We start from the raw sequence: 16,954 nt of genomic DNA on the forward strand, positions 1-16,954 counted from the left end.
GTACATCATCAAGAAGATCCTTCATCAGCATGAAGTAACGGTCATGAACCGGTGAAGCCTACTCATCCGCATTGATCTTGATGTGCGGGTTCGACGACACAGCTACAAAGGGGTAAACCAATGGTGAACCGGAGGAAATTTGCAGCCGAGGTTTCCTCTCTCTGAGCGGTCTAATCCGAATTGATTCATGTCTTTGTCAGAGCTTTTACGTGAATTTATCAGTAATTATAATCCTGACTGCTTCGAAACGTCAAGTCATCATTCGACCACTTCCAAGAAGTGCACTGCATTCCGGACAGCTGCAGCATACTTCGGCACGGTTATCAAAAATATGGGCCAGTGTCACAATGACAGGAAGCTCCGGCTGTCTCGTGTGGATAATCATTCGAGCCGGTGACACGGCTATCAATGTACTGACGACCATATCCTCAATCTCCATCTCTTGATCAAGCCTCTCCATCACAAGTCCGTCATCGCGAGGACGCTCAATCGGCCGAAGATTGCCGTCCAGCAGCAGAAAATCTTCATCCCCTTTATGAATCACATGGACCAGCGGCATTTTCGGCTCTTGGAAATAGACAAAATATTTCAGCAGGCTCACAAATTCCTCGTACTGCTGATCCAGCATAAATTCATCCACTGCATACTCCGCCATCTCGCGGAGCTCCTGTTCATAGGACTGAAGACGGAAGGTCATGAACCCATCCAGATTAAGCTCCGGTGACTCGTTAAGGCATTGATAGATGCCCTCAGACAGCCTGCGCCTGCGGCTCTGCCAGAAGTCCCCCGACGGGCCCTCTTCCTTCTGCAGCAGCATGAGAAACCACTGCAGAATCCGCCCTGCTTCTTCCTCGTCATCAAACTCGAATTCCGAGAACATCAACCGTGCAGCAATCTCCTGCTCCTTCTCTTCCATAATATAAGCAGTGACTGCTTCGGAAGTGAGCCGCCGCAGCGTGTCGGCAGATACGGTCCATGAGGATAGCGGAAGTTTGCCGGAGCACGTCCAAATAACGCGGTCATCCGAAGCGCTGAATGCGAATTTCAGCTGCTTGCATTGTTTATGTAGCTCTTTCTGCTTGTCTGACAATATACGGTGAAACGTCTTTTTCTCGTCTTCCGTCCTTGTACCGACAGAAATGCTGAACAGTTCCATGGAATCACTCCTTTCGAGTTCCCTTTTCAGTATATGGGGACCCGCTCGGGGATATACGGAACTCTCGCTTGGAAAAACAAGCAAGTCCGGAGAATATCTAATAAATGGTCTGCATAATAAAAAGGCGAGCCGAAATCCATCGGCCCACCCTAAACAAATCAGAAAGTATGAGATTAGTTCTGCATAACAAAGTCGCGCTCAACGGTGCTGTTATCTTCAAAAACACGAAGAATATCATAGCGGGTATTGCGCTGAGCCGGGATATTTCCGGTCTCGCGGATCAATTGAATAATGGATTCAATATTGACCTTGTATACGGCACCTGCGGAAGATACGACGTTCTCCTCCATCATCGTGCTGCCAAAGTCATTACAGCCATAAGTAAGGGACAGCTTACCAACCTCAGGACCCATCGTTACCCAGGACGATTGCAAATTCGGTACGTTGTCGATGGCCAGGCGACCGATCGCTACTGTCTTCAAATACGCTTCCGGTGTTTCACGTTCACGCTTAAGGTTCGTATTGTCCGGTTGGAAGGTAAACGGAATGAAGGCCAGGAAGCCCTTGGAATCGTAACCGTTCTGAATGCATTCATCCTGCGCATCACGTACACGAAGCATATGCAGCGCACGCTCTTCCATCGTTTCGCCAAGACCGATAACCATCGTAGCCGTTGTATTCATGCCGACTTTATGAGCCGTTTGCATAACATCCATCCATTGGCGCCATGTGCCTTTCAGACGGCTGACTTTTTTGCGGATACGATCATCCAGAATTTCTGCACCACCGCCAGGCAAGGAGTCGAGACCAGCCGCATGAAGCTCACGCATAACCTCTTCCAGCGTCAGCCCGGAGATCTCAACCATCTTCATGATTTCTGCAGGCGAGAAGGAATGCATCGTAATGTTAGGAAACCGCTTCTTAATGTTGCGGAGCAGATCCGTATAATAAGTGAAAGGCAAATCCGGGTTAACTCCGCCTTGCATCAGAATTTCAGTACCGTTCACGTCCTCGGTTTCCTGAATCTTCTGGAAGATGGTCTCATCAGGCAGAACATACCCCTCTGAAGAGCCGGGTCTGCGGTAAAAAGCACAAAAACGGCAGAATACATCACAAATATTCGTGTAGTTAATATTCCGGCCAATAACAAATGTTGTGATGGGATCGGGATGCAGACGCTTTGTCATAACATTCGCCGCATGTCCAATCTTCTCAATCTCATCACTCTCAAACAGCGTAACAGTATCTTCCAGATCTAAACGATCACCGCGTAAAGCTTTATCCAAAATACGGTTTACCGCACTCATTCTTGCAGCCTCCCTATTAGAACAAAATTACAAAGCACCAGTAAAACTTCATCTATCCCATCCTACCACATTCCGCCAGCAAAAACGACATCCCGTCCGTGACAGGATGCCGAATTCTATGATTTGGCAGAGCGTATATTCAGTTCATCACTTCATCTTGGAACTTCATGACTGGCGGCAAAAGCACGATCCAGATCAGCGATCAGGTCATCCACATCCTCAAGTCCGACCGAGAAGCGAAGCAGACCATCCGTAATGCCGCGTTCATGCCGAACCTTCTCGCCCATGGCCGCATGGGACATCATCGTCGGGTACGACAGGATGCTCTCCACAGCACCCAGACTCACCGCTACAAGCGGCAGCTTCACATGGTTCAGCACCTCCTTCGCCCGCTCGCCCGAGCCGACATCGAAGGAGATCACCGCGCCATAACCGCTGGACTGCTTCTCGTGCACTTCCCGACCAGGATGGCTCAGCAGGCCGGGATAATACACTTGCTTAATGTCGCTTCTGCCTTGCAGCCAGGCTGCCAGCTTGGCTGCACTTTGCTCCGAATGAGCCATGCGCGTGCTGAGGGTTTTCATTCCTCGCATCAGCAGCCAGGAATCCTGAACGCCAAGCACGGTGCCCAGACCATTTTGCAGCTGCTTCAATTGGTCTCCCAATTCCTGTGTTCTCGCAACAGCGAGACCTGCCAGCACATCACTGTGCCCGCCAAGGAATTTGGTGGCACTGTGGATGACAATATCCACGCCAAACTCGATCGGACGCTGGTAAAACGGAGTCATGAACGTATTATCCAGCAGGGTGAGCAGGCCATGCTCCTTCGCCCAATCCGTCACTGCACCGATGTTGGTAATCTTCAGCGTCGGGTTCGAAGGTGTTTCCATATACACAGCTTTTGTGTTCGGTTTGAGCGCCGCCTTCACCTGATCCAAATCCGTCATGTCAACAAAAGTGCTCTCGATGCCCATACGGCTCAGAATGCTGGTCAGCAGGCGGTAGGTTCCGCCATAGACATCCTCCGTTACAATCATATGATCGCCGGCAGATAGCAGCATGAATGAGCTGGAAATTGCCGCCATGCCGGAAGCGTAGGCAAAGCCGCGCGCGCCTCCCTCCAGGAGGGCGATATAATCCTCCAAAGCCTGTCTCGTCGGATTGCCGGAACGGCTGTAATCATGCAGCGGCGGGTTGAAAATATCCTCATGGTGAAACGTGGAGGCTTGATATATCGGAACACTCGATGCACCGGTTGCCCGGTCGATCTCTCCGCCGAAATGAAGCAATTTGGTTTCAAATCGGAGCTCATCGCCTTCGCGACCTTTTTTTCCCGGCAAGCTGTTGCCGTTGACTTGTGACTCCAATCCTGATGGACCTTTATTGATACTCATTCTCCGGTGCTCCCTTCCACTTCAGCCATGGCTGCGTTCAGGGCAGCATCCAGATCAGCGATCAAATCCTCCGCATGCTCAATGCCAACCGAGAACCTCAGCAAACGGTCATCTACACCGATAGCCTCGCGAATCTCAATCGGGATATCCGCATGAGTCTGGACGGCCGGGTACGTCATCAACGATTCCACACCGCCCAGACTTTCGGCAAACGCAATCAGTGTAATATGTCTTAGCACAGGCTCTACATAGCGGGCGTCTTTCACCTTAAACGAGAAGATGCCCGTGTTGCCGCTGGATTGACGATTCTGTATGTCATGCCCCGGATGATCCGGCAGTGCAGGATAAAACACTTCGCCAATCGCAGGGTGTGTGGTCAAGAATGTAGCAAGCGCAGTTGCATTACTTTCATGCCGCTCCATCCGAAGCGCAAGTGTCTTCATTCCCCTCATCAGCTGGTAAGAATCAGACGGGCTTAATACCGCACCAATGGAATTGTGCAGGAAAGCCATCTCCTCAGATAACTCTTTGCCTTTCGTTACGATAATGCCGGCCAGCACATCATTATGTCCTCCCAAATACTTGGTGGCACTATGTATGACGATATCTGCCCCAAGCTCAATCGGTCTTTGGAAGTATGGAGTTAACAGTGTATTATCCACGATGCTGATGAGCTGATGATGTCTTGCCCATGTACAGACAGCTTCGATATCCGTAATCATCATAAGCGGATTGGTCGGTGTCTCGATAAACACGGCCTTCGTGTTTGACTGCCTGGACCGCTCCAGTGCATCCATGTCATTCGTATCCACATAGGTCGCCGTTACGCCGAACTTGGACATAATCCGCTCTAACAGCCGGTACGTTCCTCCATACAGATCCAGCGATACAATCAGATGATCCCCCTGACCGAAAAGGGAAAATATCGTCTGCAGCGCAGCCATGCCTGAGCTGCATGCAAATCCGGCATCACCGGATTCCAGCTCTGCGCAGGCATCCTCCAATACCGATCGGGTGGGATTTTTCGTGCGGGCATAATCAAAACCCGTGCTCTGCCCTAATTTCGGATGACGGTAGGCCGTCGCTTGATATATCGGAAATGTAACTGCACCTGTCACCGGCTCCTGCACCGATCCGATCTGTGCCAGCCGGCTCTCTATACTTAATGGTTTCTTCTCCATCACTTACTCTCCTCCTGTACGCTGCTATATTTGCGGACCAATATCGTATGGCGTTTCTTGATATACATAGTAATTGAGCCAATTAGTAAATAATAAATTTGCATGCGCACGCCATATGGATGGAGGCGTTCTGGTTGGATCATCATTCGGGTAATAGTTGCGCGGCAGGGCAATGTCCAATCCTTTGGCAGCATCGCGGTCATATTCCCACTTCAGAGAGTCTGCATCATACTCGGAATGTCCTGTGGCAAAAATCTGTTTTCCGTCCCGGCTTGAAACCAAGTAGATTCCTGCTTCCTCCGACTCGGACAGGATGACCAGATCGTCAATCCCTGTAATGTCCTCGCGCCGAAATTCCGTATGACGGGAGTGCGGAACAAAGAACAATTCGTCAAAGCCGCGAAGAAGCTTGGTACACGCCTCATTAATCGTATGAGGGAATACGCCAAAGCATTTTTCCTCCAGGCTGTACTTGGGCACACCGTAATGATAATAAAGCCCTGCCTGAGACGCCCAGCAGATGTGCAGCGTGGAAGTCACATGCGTCTTGCTCCATTCAAAAATCTCGGTGAGCTCATTCCAGTAATTTACTTCTTCAAATTCCAACTGCTCCACCGGGGCTCCTGTAATGATCATGCCGTCAAAACGGCGGTTCTTCACTTCCTCAAAGGTTTTGTAAAAGGATTCAAGATGCTCTGCCGACGTGTTCTTCGAAACGTGGGAGCTGGGATGAAGAAGCACAACGTCCACCTGGAGAGGGGAGTTACCGATCAATCGCAGCAATTGCGTCTCCGTGGTTTCCTTGGTAGGCATCAAATTCAGAATAGCTATCCGCAATGGGCGGATATCCTGGTGAAAGGCATGGCTTTCATCCATTACAAAAATGTTTTCTCCAGCCAGAACTTCCTTTGCCGGCAAGGCATCCGGAATTTTAATTGGCATAAGGGCTCACTCCTTCAAATTGTGAAATGATACATCCATTTAAGCTGTGAGAAAGAGCGTTAGACTGTATAAACGCAAGAATGACCTTTCTCAAGTAGAGAAAGGTCATCATATACGTATCACAATGCGCCTCTCTCATCTGTCAGGCTATACGCGGCTCATAAGAATCGTCGTATCTCCTGCAAGAATTAGCACCGTGCGATGTTGCCGCCGGTTGCCGGGTTTCATAGGGCTAGTCCCTCCACCTGCTCTTGATAAGATTTCGCTTTATTCAATTGTCTTCAAACATGGTTCGTAATTGATATTTACTTTAAATCATCCGCAATTGTTCGTCAAGAACCTTTTCATTTTAATCCGTCACACTTCACCGTGGGCTCCCATACCCTGTACTAGGGTCTTGCATACGCCGGATTTCAACTTGAAAGGTCCCACACCCGGCGTTATACTAGACAAGTGCTGTTTGAAACCGAGTATGAAAGAGGTGACATGGAAGATGGACGGTGACCCGAGCCAGAAAGTGGATGCACAAGACGCACAACCGCATAGGATTAAGATCAGCTTACCGGCAGAGGGCAGCGTTATTTTTCATGCGCTTTTATCGTATTCATCCCTTCCTTAGATTATGCCCGTACGCCGGTTAGCTGATATCCTGTGCCTTTACTGCTTAACCAAGCAGCTTGTAATTGACAAAGGAGTGATATCAGATGAAAATCCGGTTGGTCGATTCGGGTGTATTTACCCCTGTTGAAGACATCGAAATGACGCTGACAGCTCCGGCCAGCGGCTTCTACTGGCTGGATGCAGACGTGGATGATTTAGCCGAGCTGCAGCCCCTCTTCTCCCTGCATGATCTTGCAGTTGAGGACTGTCTCAGTGAAGAGGAACAGCGTCCCAAAATCGAAATATATGAGAACCATTATTTTATCGTCGTGAACAGCATCCGGTTTGACGACGAGGAAATTTTTCTTCGGGCATTAAACGTTTTCCTGGGCAGACATTTTATTATTACGGTAACCAAGCAGAAGATTCATGAACTCCGTTCGGTGAAGCCGCTTCTTTGGGAGGATGAGGTTAGCACGCCTGACCGTTTCCTCTATCTGTTGATCGACCTCGTCACAGACAATTATTTCTCTGTCGGGGACCGCATTGAAGCACGGATCGAGAAGCTGGAGGAAGACATCCTCATGCATACCAAGAAATCTCATCTCAGTGAAATCATCGGCCTGCGCAGTGAAATCCTGTGGCTGAAAAAAGTCCTTGGACCTCAGAAGGAAGTTATCAACACCTTGAACAAAAAGGATCTCCGGCTAATCGATGACCAGCTGCAGAAATATTTCAGTGACATCTATGAAAATGCCGTTAAAATTTCAGAAACGTTTGAGACCTATCGGGATCTCATGGGTAACCTTCGCGAGGCTTACCAATCCAGTATCGCCAATCGGGCGAATGAAATTATGCGCGTGTTCACGGCCATTACAACCATCTTCATTCCACTAACGCTGATTACGGGCATTTATGGTATGAACTTTGACTATATGCCTGAACTTCATTGGAAATATTCGTATTATGTTGTTATCGGCATCATGGTATTTGCCGGCGCTCTCATGTTCTATTTGTTCCGCAAAAAAGACTGGATATGATATATAGGATTCATATAATCAGGACGGACCTCCTTGCTCATAGGAGATTCCGTCCTGATTTCGTTAATGCCTATTAACCGACTTTTGCCTTCCCGGGCTCTTCCCGGCGAAAGCGAATCCGCATCAGGCGAAGCCGCTCATACAGCCGCTCCGTTCCGCCAGCCTCATCACCATTCGGAGATTGTCCATATACGCGCTGCAATACCGGCTTAAGAAACGTATCGCCCAGCTCCTCGAACGCCTTCCATACCGTCTCCTGCTCCAAATCCGTAATCTCATCCAATTCTACTTGCAGCAGCTGCTCGGTGTCATAGCCCTCCTTCTCGAGCCCTTCCAATTCCTCGACCAAATCCCGCCTTGATAACGATGTACGCTCCTCCAGCTGGGTTAGCGACACTCCCTCGGCTATGCCAAGCAGCACGGTACGACGAATGCGAAAGCGATCCAGCTCCTGTTTATATTTCTGTTCCTTCTGCTTGTACAGCCAGGATAAGAACACCTCTTCCTGCAGCTGCGCGTCTACCCAATTCAGCGGAAACGTTGTTGTGCGCTGGATTCTTGCCGTCATTTCCAACCATTCTACTCCGTGCTCCGAGGCCTTACTAACCCCGATTCCAGGAAGCTGCAGCAGCTCCTCCTCCGTTTGGGGAACAAAAGCACTGATTAGTCTCAAAACCCGATTGCTGGCAATAAAGTAAGGTGCTTTTCTCCCGGATGCCGCCTTCCTTCTGCGCCAGGCGCACAGTTCTGTATACAGCTCCTCCGAGCCGTACAGCTCACTGTAACACTGCAGCTTCTGCACGCCCAGATTCTTGCCGGCACTCTCTCCCGGTTCATGGAATATCCCCTCGATCAGCGGCCGAAATCCTTCCCCGAGCTTCATCGCCAATCGGTGTCGGTACACACATAACAGCTCATTCCATGAGTTCCCTTCATACCATTCGTCATCGAGTACCTCACCGTCCGGCTCTATATTCCGCCAACCGAGCCGCCATACTCCTTCATCCTCGCCGATCCATACTTGAGCAGAACGGAGATGACCCGACTCATCCGCTCCGCTCATTTGATTCATGAACACAATTAACATCCCTCACTGCCTCCCGTTACTCATTCAGCACAACGATAGGACAACGCAAAAAAAGCACCTCTCCTCCGCCGCAGCGTCAAGAAAGGTGCTTCCCGTTCCATACGATTATACTGTTGAAACTATAATACCATATTTTGTAACGTAATCCAACAGGTTTTTTCACTCATGGTTTACAAGAAATAAAGCGTTACGCTTGAACGCTCTACGCTTCATCCACCGCCAGCTTGGCCAGTGCCAAGGCACCGCAAAGACCTGCGTTATCTCCCAGCATTGGCGGTACGATGAATTGATCAATGGCATCATGAAGGCTTGGATGCTGGACATATCCCGCCAGCAGCTCCTGGAGCTTCGTACGTATCAGCGGGAACAGCTGCTCCTGCTTCATGACGCCTCCGCCCATCACGATTCGCTGCGGGGACAAGATCAGCACATAATTCATCAGCGCTTGAGCCAGATAATGGGCTTCCATCTCCCAGGCTGGATGATCCGGTGTCAATTCTACCCCTGGAACTCCCCAGCGTTTGCTGAGCGATGGACCAGCTGCAAGACCCTCCAAACAGTCTGCATGGTAAGGGCAAGTTCCTTCATACTGGTCTTCCGGGTGACGTCGCACATAAATATGTCCCATCTCCGGATGTGACAGACCATGGATCAGTTCGCCTGAAACCACTGCGCCTGCCCCTACTCCAGTACCAATCGTAATATAAAGACAGCTGTCCAGTCCCTGAGCCGCTCCCCAGGTATACTCTCCGAGAGCTGCACCGTTTACATCTGTATCGAATCCTATAGGAACATCAAAGCGTTCCTTCAACGCCTTCACGATATTGTAATTGCTCCAATGCGGCTTCGGTGTTGTCGTAATGCAGCCATAGGTCGGGCTGCCCTTCACCGGGTCAATCGGTCCGAATGAACCGACTCCAATCGCCTCTATATCCTTGTCAGCAAAAAAGTTAAAGACGTTTGCCATGGTTTCTTCAGGGGTTGTTGTCGGAAAGCTCACACGCTCTACTACCGTTCCATCCTCCGTGCCCACGCCGCAAACGAACTTGGTTCCTCCTGCTTCAATTGCTCCAAGTAAACTCATGCATTCTTCCATCCTCTCCACGATGTGCTGTGCCTTGTCTCTGTTTAGTTGTTGACTAGCTCTATTCGAAGCATATGTAAACATTGTGCTCCCGTCAAGTCCGCCCGCTTCCTTCGCGGCTTCTGCCTGTTCCCGAAGCCGCGAGCAAGAGCCAGGAGAACAAAATGATGACGGCCGTCCACGCCCAGGCAAGCTGACTCTCGCCATTGCTTACCGCCACGTAGATCGCCGTGGGCAGCGTTTGCGTAACGCCCGGAATATTGCCAGCAACCATCCAGGTTGCGCCAAATTCGCCTAATCCCCTGGCAAAAGCAAGAATGAACGCCGAAATCGCCGCCCTGCGGACGAGCGGCAGCGTAATCCAGCGAAGTACCTGCCATTCCCCGGCTCCAGCCGAGCGCGCAGAATCCTCAAGCTCCGGATCCACGGATTCGAAGCCAACCCGCATACTCTGATATACAAGCGGAAATGAAACCACAATGGCCGCAATCACCGCAGCCCCCCAGCTAAAAATAATGGGCTTGGCAAAAAGCCACTCTGCGGCGGCACCGATCCAACTATTTCTCCCCAATAAGACCAGCAAAAGAAAGCCAACCACCGTGGGTGGGAGCACAAGCGGAAGCATCAGCACCGTTTCCACCGCTGTCTTGCCAACAAACGAGCGCCGGGCCATCCAGCGTGCTGCCGTTGATCCCAGTATAAATGCAATGATGCTGGATAGCAGTGAGGTTTTTATCGACAGCCATACCGGCATCCAGAACACTTCCGCCTCGGTCACGGCGACTCCCCCACAACCTCGAATCCAGCCGTTGTGAAGATCTCCCTAACCTCGGGAGTTTTCATAAATTCTAGGAGCTCTTTGGCCTCCTTCGGATGCTTAGCATCTGTTAGAACCGCCCCCGGATACTCGATTGGTTGGTGCTTGTCCGGATCCACCTCAAGCGCCAGCACGGCCTTGGCGGAATTCTTCAGATCGGTTTTGTATACAAAACCGGCATCCGCATTCCCCGACTCCACATAAGCCAGCACCGCTGTAACGTCCTTGGCATATACGGCCTTGGACTCAACATCCTCCCATAAACCTTCATGCTGGAGAGTCTCCTTGGCGTATTCGCCGGCTGGTACCGTGTCCGGCTGTCCAATAGCCAGAACACGAATGTCCGGTTTGAGCAGATCCGTTAACTGCTTGATGTTTTTATTATCCGCAGGGACTACCAGTACAAGCGAATTCCGAAACATCAACTGAACAGCTTCGGATTTCACAATTCCCTTCTCAACCAATCGCTCCATGGGCTCTGCCGCTGCGGATACGAATAAATCGACAGGCGCCCCCTGCTCCATTTGCTGACCCAGAGCGCCGGAACCGCCAAAATTGTAACGCAGTGTAACATTCGGATGCTCTGCTTCAAACCGTTGTCCTGCCTCTTCCAAGCTTGCTTTGAGACTTGCTGCTGCAGAGATGATGACCTCGACCTTCTTCTCATCCCCTGTGGGCTCTGGAGATGCTTCCTTGGAAGGAGTCTGACTCGAGCTGCATGCCGACAAGAACAGCATGACCCCGAGCAGAACCCAGGTTATGCATGCTTTTCCTCCGATTATGGTTCTACCGCTCATGGCTAGGAGACCACCGCCACCCCAAACAGATGACCAAGGCTCTTCATCTCAAGCTCTTCCAGCTTGGTTAGTGCACGTTCGTGATCAACATTCAAAAGGCATAAATCCAGCTCACATTCCATCGGAACCTCACAATGGATTTCGGCCAAAGCCCGGGACAGATGCAGCATTTCCAAATCGGCTTCAATCTTGGTCCGGACCCCTTTTGCCAGCGATTCCAGATTCTCAAGTATCCCTTCAACAGATTCATACTCCTGAATCAGCTTGAGGGCTGTTTTCTCGCCAATTCCGCGTACACCAGGATAATTATCGCTGGTATCTCCCATAAGTCCCTTTACATCGATGACCTGTCTTGGTGTAAGACCTTTTTCAGCATAAAGCGTTTCCGGTGTATAGTGCATGTAATTGCCATGACCCTTTTTCATGATAATAACGGAAGTCGAATCGCTTACGAGCTGCAGCAAATCGTGGTCACCCGACAGGATCATGACATTCATATGATCACTGTATCGTCTGGCCAACGTTCCGATGCAATCATCGGCTTCATAACCCACGACACCCAGGTTCGGAATTCCGAGGCATTCAGTCACATCACGAACTAGCGAGAACTGAGGGATCAGATCATCCGGTGCCTCCGGACGGTTCCCTTTGTATGAGGCGAACTGCTCTGTACGGAACGTTTTCGAGCCCATATCCCAGCAGCATGCTACATGGGTTGGCTGAAATTTATCGATAGCATCCCACATATACCGCAAGAAGCCATAAATCGCGTTGGTTGGAATTCCTGCCTTGGTACGGCGGATATAACCGCTGGAGGCAGTTGCATAGTACGCTCGAAACAATAAAGCCATCCCGTCTACAAGCAGTAAGGATGGTTGTTGATTGGGTATCACGGTAATGATCGCTCCTAACTTTAACTTCTCTGGTATTTCTTAAAATACACCCTGCCATTATACCATATCCATGTATGGACTTGGGCTTGCCACAGGGATTTCTTTGAATTTCCTGTCACAGACCATTCACAGCTTCACAGCGCCCAGTCACCCCTCCATGCTACGGATTAGCTATGGCCTCACTCTTGTAAAATAAATGAAAAAGCGTCCCCTGGGCCAATGACCGCATGGACGCTCCGCTTTTCACTCTTTTGACGACGAATCCGGCACTGGGTGCAGTCCATCGGACGCGACTCTACTTCTGCCATGCCTCCTGGTATAACTCCGGTTTAAACCCGACGGTAACCTTGCTCCCGTCAGTAACGATTGGACGCTTAATCAGCCTTCCATTTGCGGACAACAGTTCGATCTTCTCCTCATCGGAAAGATCCGGCAGCTTGTCCTTCAGGTTCATTTCCTTATACACTTCCCCGCTCGTATTAAAAAATTTCTTCAACTCCAGGCCGCTCTTCGCGATCAGATCAGCTAATTCTTCATTCTCCGGGGGTTGTTCAAAAATATTCTGAAGCTCCAGCTCGTGCCCCTCATTCTGCAGCCATTTCACAGCGTTACGACATGTTCCGCATTTCGGGTATTGGTATACTTTCAGTTGGCTCATACGTTAAGTTCTCCTTCGTTGTTATGATGTATTGAAGCGCCCTCCGGGGTTTCTTCTTGTGCAAGACCTGCCTTAAGGGACTTCATATCTTCTGGCAGCGGTGCACTGAACACCATGGTTCTTCCCTCAATCGGGTGAACCAGCGTCAGGCTTGCTGCGTGCAGCGCCTGCCTGCCAATGCTGCTGTCCAACTCTTGAATTGAGGCAGCTTCCAGCTCTGTGAGGGGGACGACCCCATTTAAAGCTGCCTCCGGTGCGATCGTTTGGACCTGGTCATTTCTCTGTACCCGTGTGTCATAAACCGGATGTCGATACATCCGGTCTCCAATTAAGGGACATCCTATGCTCAGCATGTGTACCCGAATTTGATGTGTCCTTCCCGTCTCCAGCTTCAACTCAACCATGGAGGCGGACTTAAAGGTTTCGCACACCTTGTACCGTGTAAGAGAAGGGTATCCTCCAGGAGTGACGATTCGGCGATGCGGCTCTAGAGGATCCCGATCAATCGGCCCCTCAATATCACCGGACCGTGAAGCTGGCGTGTCATGAACAAGCGCAATATACCTCTTGTCTACGGTGCCGGCTATCATCTGTTCTGAGACATGCTGGTGCACATAGGGATTCTTGGCAACAACCAGCACGCCTGAAGTCTCCTGATCCAGCCTGTGAACAGCCCGGAACCGATAATTCCAGCCCTGCTCCAGCCAATAGTGAACAACTCCGTTTGCCAATGTATCCGTGTAATGTCCCTTTGTGGGATGAACAATGACCCCAGCAGGTTTGTTCAGCACGAGCAAATGCCCGTCCTCATACAGAATATCCAGCTCCATCGGCTGAGGCAGCATGTCGTCTGATCGCTCCTGCTCCATACGAATCTCAATTAAATCGCCAGTCTGCACTTTAGCACTTATATATACGCGGGTTCCGTTCAGCATAATGCCCTGCTCCGTCAACTTGAGACGAGAAATCAGCTTGCGGGATACCCCCATTCGTTTTTGCATAATAGTCTTGAGCAGCATGCCATCTTCACGTTCAGACACGACATAGCTGATTGGCGGATAATACAAATCCATGGATTAACGGAACACCTTCCCGCTGCGCTCATATTCAACATCCTTGATTCCTGAAAACGCGTTGGCTGCCCGTGCAGTGACAAAGAAATAATCGGATAACCGGTTCAGGTAGCGGCGGACCTCCGGGTTGATCTCGGTGGTTCGCTGCAGCGTAACGGTCAGCCGCTCAGCACGGCGGCATACCGTGCGGCATACATGAAGCGAAGATGACAGCGCACTTCCACCCGGTAATATAAAGCGTTCGAGCGGTGGATTTTTTTCTTCAAATGCATCAAGCCAGGTCTCCAGATTATCGACAAGCTCTGCACTTACCTTAAGCTTATCCTCGCGAGGTCTCGCATACGCCAGGTCGGACCCGCAATCAAACAGTTCGTGCTGAATTCGCATAAGCTGAAGATACAGCTCATCAAATTCCACCTCCTGCGCCAGAAAGACGGCCTGGCCAACAAAACTGTTTAATTCATCTATGGTGCCGTAAGCTTCGATACGTGGATCATCCTTGGGCACCCGGCCGCCAATAATCGAAGTCTCTCCGGCATCTCCCGTTCTTGTGTAAACCTTCATCACATCTTCCTCCATTCAGCATTCCATCACTTCAACGAACACTTGGTTCCCTATTTATGCTCCACTATAGCATAATTCGGATAGCGCTCCCACTGTAAACCGTCTGCACAAGTCCCTCCATCATTTCAGGAGAGTACTCTCATATCACTTAGAGAAGAAACATATACAAACAAGGCTGCTCCTTGAGGGATCTTCACTCAGGAACAGCCTTGTTTTATTTGATGACTATAGTCCATTTATAGTTTCTTTTTGGGATGGGCTTTCATATATTCATTGATCTTCAAATCCAGCAAACTGCTGATTTCGATAACGATCTCCGAGGTAAAGGACTGCTCTTCCAAAAAAATCTGTTCCATCTTCCGGCGAAGCATGTGAATTTCGTCTTCCAAGGTAATTTCCTGAGGAGTGGATTTGGCTGATTTAATTGACCATTTACCGTGATTATTGTCTTCAGCCGTAAAGTCACCACGGTAGTTTGACAATTCATAATCACAAAACACTGGTGATCCCTCCTTGGAAAGTAAAATTCTGCCCCCAAAATAAAATTATAACATATTTTCTACTGATGAAAAGTGAAATTTTTGTTAATTCAAGGAAATTGTTCAACGATTTCCTTGTCTATTTTATTTTTTCCACAAAATTGCCCATTCTCTCGATGGCTTCATTCAGTTGGGCAATGGATGTAGCATAGGAACAGCGAATAAATCCCTCACCGCCCAGACCGAAAGCAGTACCGGGCACAGCAGCCACTTTTGCATCCGTCAACAATCGCTGAGCGAACTCATCCGAGGACAGGCCTGTTCCCTTAATGCTTGGGAATGCATAGAATGCTCCTTGGGGTTCATGACAATCGAGACCAATCTCACGCAGCCCCTGAACAACGAGCCGGCGCCGCTGGTTATACGATTCAACCATTCGATCCTTCTCCCCCAAGCCATTACGCAATGCTTCCAGCGCAGCGACTTGCCCCATGGCTGGTGCGCACATCACCGTATATTGGTGAATCTTCAGCATGGCGGCAATGAGATCCGTATGAGCGCACACATACCCCATACGCCAGCCCGTCATAGCAAATGCCTTGGAGAAGCCGCTCACCAATATGGTGCGGTCCATCATGCCCGGCATAGAAGCAAAGCTGACATGCTTGCCTTCGTACGTAAGCTCAGCATAAATTTCATCGGAGATCACAATCAAATCGTGCTTTTCCACGACTTCCGCAATGGGAAGCCAATCCTCATAGGTCATGATCGCCCCTGTCGGATTGCTCGGATAACATAGAATCAGGATCTTGGATTTGGGTGTGATTTGCGCTTCCAGCGCCTCTGCCGTCAGCTTAAATTGATGTTCGGCCGTGGTTTCAATGCCAACCGGCACCCCGCCGCCGATTGAAGCAATCGGCGAGTATGAAATGTAGCAAGGCTCGGGAATGAGGATTTCATCTCCGGGAACAATCAAGGCACGCAGTGCCAGATCGATCGCTTCACTGCCGCCTACGGTAACGATGATTTCACTAGCCGGATTGTAAGTGACTTGGAAGCTGTCATTCAGATACTCCGCAATGGCCTCCCGCAGCTCGGGCATACCGGCATTTGACGTATATCCTGTAAAGCCTCTCTCCAGAGAGTATACGCAAGCTTCCCTAACATGCCATGGTGTTACAAAATCAGGCTCGCCAACTCCAAGCGTAATAATATCTTTATTTCCGCTGACAAGATCGAAAAATTTTCGAATTCCGGATGGTTGAATATCCCTGACACTTGGCGCCAAATAGGAGCTCATCGATTTCCTGTTATTTTCTGCAAGCTGCTGTTCGTTCAAAATCATAGCACACGCTTCCTTTACGGCGAGATCAGGAGACGATTGTCTTCTTGACGTTCTTCAAAAATAATCCCGTCTTGTTTATATTTTTTCAAAATGAAATTCGTTTTGGTCGATAATACCGAATCAATAGGCGACAGTTTCTCAGAAACAAAATTAGCCACTTCACGCAAACTCGCGCCTTCTACCTCGACCAGCAGATCGTAGGCTCCAGACATAAGATAGACCGATTTCACTTGAGGAAACAAATAAATCCGTTCTGCAATTCCTTCAAAGCCTCTGCCGCGCTCAGGTGTAATTTGAACCTCGATCAGCGCCGTTACCTTCTCGTCCTCAACCTTGCCCCAATTGACAACGGTCGCATACTTAACGATCACGTGATCTCGTTCAAGCTCCGCAATGGAGGTCTTTACTTCTTCCTCATCTACACCCAGAAGAGTAGAGAGTAGAGCTGGCGATCTTCTCGCGTCCTCTTTCAGCAGGTCAAGCACCTTCAGTTTCAATTCGCTTAGCTCTTCCATATACGTATCCTCCAGCACTTAT

The 16,954-nt window shown here is 49.8% G+C and carries 17 protein-coding genes and 1 riboswitch; of the genes, 1 reads left to right on the forward strand and 16 read right to left on the reverse strand.

Annotated elements, in window-relative coordinates:
* Window positions 1-250: 250 nt before the first annotated feature.
* The 5 genes from PGL02S_RS17535 to metA form a co-directional block, all read right to left on the reverse strand.
* Window positions 251-1,156, reverse strand: a complete 906-nt coding sequence (locus PGL02S_RS17535) for a putative sporulation protein YtxC (protein WP_006212203.1) — start codon at window positions 1,154-1,156, stop codon at window positions 251-253.
* 173 nt (window positions 1,157-1,329) lie between these two features.
* A complete protein-coding gene (gene mqnC / locus PGL02S_RS17540; RefSeq protein ID WP_006212204.1) occupies window positions 1,330-2,463 on the reverse strand; it encodes a cyclic dehypoxanthinyl futalosine synthase in 1,134 nt (377 codons plus the stop codon).
* Between the two features lie 152 nt (window positions 2,464-2,615).
* Window positions 2,616-3,857, reverse strand: coding sequence for an aminotransferase class I/II-fold pyridoxal phosphate-dependent enzyme (locus tag PGL02S_RS17545; RefSeq protein WP_244892301.1), 1,242 nt, complete (start codon window positions 3,855-3,857; stop codon window positions 2,616-2,618).
* Window positions 3,854-5,038 carry a PLP-dependent transferase gene (locus PGL02S_RS17550; protein WP_036639671.1) on the reverse strand — a complete coding sequence of 395 codons (1,185 nt, stop codon included), beginning with the start codon at window positions 5,036-5,038 and terminating at the stop codon, window positions 3,854-3,856. Before PGL02S_RS17550 ends, PGL02S_RS17545 begins: the two co-directional genes overlap by 4 nt.
* A 24-nt stretch (window positions 5,039-5,062) precedes the next feature.
* Window positions 5,063-5,980, reverse strand: a complete 918-nt coding sequence (metA, locus tag PGL02S_RS17555) for a homoserine O-acetyltransferase MetA (RefSeq protein WP_006212207.1) — start codon at window positions 5,978-5,980, stop codon at window positions 5,063-5,065.
* A gap of 132 nt (window positions 5,981-6,112) precedes the next feature.
* Window positions 6,113-6,241: riboswitch (SAM riboswitch) on the reverse strand.
* Window positions 6,242-6,684: 443 nt separating this feature from the next.
* On the opposite strand from metA, the gene corA reads away from it, so the two are divergent.
* Window positions 6,685-7,620, forward strand: a complete 936-nt coding sequence (gene corA, locus PGL02S_RS17560; protein ID WP_006212209.1) for a magnesium/cobalt transporter CorA — start codon at window positions 6,685-6,687, stop codon at window positions 7,618-7,620.
* Between the two features lie 73 nt (window positions 7,621-7,693).
* Here corA and PGL02S_RS17565 read toward each other — a convergent pair whose 3' ends face one another.
* The 11 genes from PGL02S_RS17565 to PGL02S_RS17615 all read right to left on the reverse strand — a co-directional run bounded on the left by PGL02S_RS17565 (window position 7,694) and on the right by PGL02S_RS17615 (window position 16,932).
* Window positions 7,694-8,707 (reverse strand): HRDC domain-containing protein, encoded by a 1,014-nt coding sequence (locus tag PGL02S_RS17565; RefSeq protein WP_006212211.1) that lies wholly within the window; start codon window positions 8,705-8,707, stop codon window positions 7,694-7,696.
* A gap of 202 nt (window positions 8,708-8,909) precedes the next feature.
* Window positions 8,910-9,791: an ROK family protein gene (locus tag PGL02S_RS17570; protein WP_051449184.1), complete on the reverse strand. Its 882-nt coding sequence runs from the start codon at window positions 9,789-9,791 to the stop codon at window positions 8,910-8,912.
* 94 nt (window positions 9,792-9,885) lie between these two features.
* The gene (gene modB / locus PGL02S_RS17575; protein ID WP_235187351.1) at window positions 9,886-10,569 is read right to left on the reverse strand and encodes a molybdate ABC transporter permease subunit; all 684 of its coding nucleotides are present in this window, start codon (window positions 10,567-10,569) and stop codon (window positions 9,886-9,888) included.
* Window positions 10,566-11,405 (reverse strand): molybdate ABC transporter substrate-binding protein, encoded by an 840-nt coding sequence (gene modA / locus PGL02S_RS17580; protein ID WP_051449185.1) that lies wholly within the window; start codon window positions 11,403-11,405, stop codon window positions 10,566-10,568. Before modA ends, modB begins: the two co-directional genes overlap by 4 nt.
* A 2-nt stretch (window positions 11,406-11,407) precedes the next feature.
* Window positions 11,408-12,256, reverse strand: coding sequence for a 5'-3' exonuclease (locus PGL02S_RS17585; protein ID WP_152826688.1), 849 nt, complete (start codon window positions 12,254-12,256; stop codon window positions 11,408-11,410).
* Between the two features lie 337 nt (window positions 12,257-12,593).
* Window positions 12,594-12,956, reverse strand: coding sequence for an arsenate reductase family protein (locus PGL02S_RS17590; RefSeq protein WP_036639677.1), 363 nt, complete (start codon window positions 12,954-12,956; stop codon window positions 12,594-12,596).
* On the reverse strand, window positions 12,953-14,029 hold the full coding sequence (locus PGL02S_RS17595; RefSeq protein ID WP_036639679.1) for an RluA family pseudouridine synthase: 1,077 nt from the start codon (window positions 14,027-14,029) through the stop codon (window positions 12,953-12,955). The genes PGL02S_RS17590 and PGL02S_RS17595 overlap by 4 nt, the downstream gene beginning before the upstream one ends.
* Window positions 14,030-14,032: 3 nt before the next feature.
* The gene (locus PGL02S_RS17600; RefSeq protein WP_036639681.1) at window positions 14,033-14,593 is read right to left on the reverse strand and encodes a cob(I)yrinic acid a,c-diamide adenosyltransferase; all 561 of its coding nucleotides are present in this window, start codon (window positions 14,591-14,593) and stop codon (window positions 14,033-14,035) included.
* Window positions 14,594-14,829: 236 nt separating this feature from the next.
* Entirely contained in the window at window positions 14,830-15,093 is a 264-nt protein-coding gene (locus PGL02S_RS17605; RefSeq protein WP_006212217.1) for an aspartyl-phosphate phosphatase Spo0E family protein, read from the reverse strand.
* Window positions 15,094-15,211: 118 nt separating this feature from the next.
* Window positions 15,212-16,417 (reverse strand): aminotransferase class I/II-fold pyridoxal phosphate-dependent enzyme, encoded by a 1,206-nt coding sequence (locus PGL02S_RS17610; protein ID WP_063455953.1) that lies wholly within the window; start codon window positions 16,415-16,417, stop codon window positions 15,212-15,214.
* Between the two features lie 14 nt (window positions 16,418-16,431).
* Window positions 16,432-16,932 carry an Lrp/AsnC family transcriptional regulator gene (locus PGL02S_RS17615; protein WP_006212218.1) on the reverse strand — a complete coding sequence of 167 codons (501 nt, stop codon included), beginning with the start codon at window positions 16,930-16,932 and terminating at the stop codon, window positions 16,432-16,434.
* Between the last annotated feature and the right edge of the window lie 22 nt (window positions 16,933-16,954).

Origin of the sequence: Paenibacillus glucanolyticus NBRC 15330, from assembly GCF_004000885.1 — a bacterium.
Taxonomy (GTDB): Bacteria; Bacillota; Bacilli; order Paenibacillales; family Paenibacillaceae; genus Paenibacillus_AQ; species Paenibacillus_AQ glucanolyticus.

Coding starts and splice junctions, on each gene's coding strand:
- PGL02S_RS17535 (WP_006212203.1), bottom strand. CDS start 1,156: ATGGAACTGTTCAGCATTTCTGTCGGTACAAGGACGGAAGACGAGAAA.
- mqnC (WP_006212204.1), bottom strand. CDS start 2,463: ATGAGTGCGGTAAACCGTATTTTGGATAAAGCTTTACGCGGTGATCGT.
- PGL02S_RS17545 (WP_244892301.1), bottom strand. CDS start 3,857: ATGAGTATCAATAAAGGTCCATCAGGATTGGAGTCACAAGTCAACGGC.
- PGL02S_RS17550 (WP_036639671.1), bottom strand. CDS start 5,038: ATGGAGAAGAAACCATTAAGTATAGAGAGCCGGCTGGCACAGATCGGA.
- metA (WP_006212207.1), bottom strand. CDS start 5,980: ATGCCAATTAAAATTCCGGATGCCTTGCCGGCAAAGGAAGTTCTGGCT.
- corA (WP_006212209.1), top strand. CDS start 6,685: ATGAAAATCCGGTTGGTCGATTCGGGTGTATTTACCCCTGTTGAAGAC.
- PGL02S_RS17565 (WP_006212211.1), bottom strand. CDS start 8,707: ATGTTAATTGTGTTCATGAATCAAATGAGCGGAGCGGATGAGTCGGGT.
- PGL02S_RS17570 (WP_051449184.1), bottom strand. CDS start 9,791: ATGAGTTTACTTGGAGCAATTGAAGCAGGAGGAACCAAGTTCGTTTGC.
- modA (WP_051449185.1), bottom strand. CDS start 11,405: ATGAGCGGTAGAACCATAATCGGAGGAAAAGCATGCATAACCTGGGTT.
- PGL02S_RS17585 (WP_152826688.1), bottom strand. CDS start 12,256: ATGGCTTTATTGTTTCGAGCGTACTATGCAACTGCCTCCAGCGGTTAT.
- PGL02S_RS17590 (WP_036639677.1), bottom strand. CDS start 12,956: ATGAGCCAACTGAAAGTATACCAATACCCGAAATGCGGAACATGTCGT.
- PGL02S_RS17595 (WP_036639679.1), bottom strand. CDS start 14,029: ATGGATTTGTATTATCCGCCAATCAGCTATGTCGTGTCTGAACGTGAA.
- PGL02S_RS17600 (WP_036639681.1), bottom strand. CDS start 14,593: ATGAAGGTTTACACAAGAACGGGAGATGCCGGAGAGACTTCGATTATT.
- PGL02S_RS17610 (WP_063455953.1), bottom strand. CDS start 16,417: ATGATTTTGAACGAACAGCAGCTTGCAGAAAATAACAGGAAATCGATG.
- PGL02S_RS17615 (WP_006212218.1), bottom strand. CDS start 16,932: ATGGAAGAGCTAAGCGAATTGAAACTGAAGGTGCTTGACCTGCTGAAA.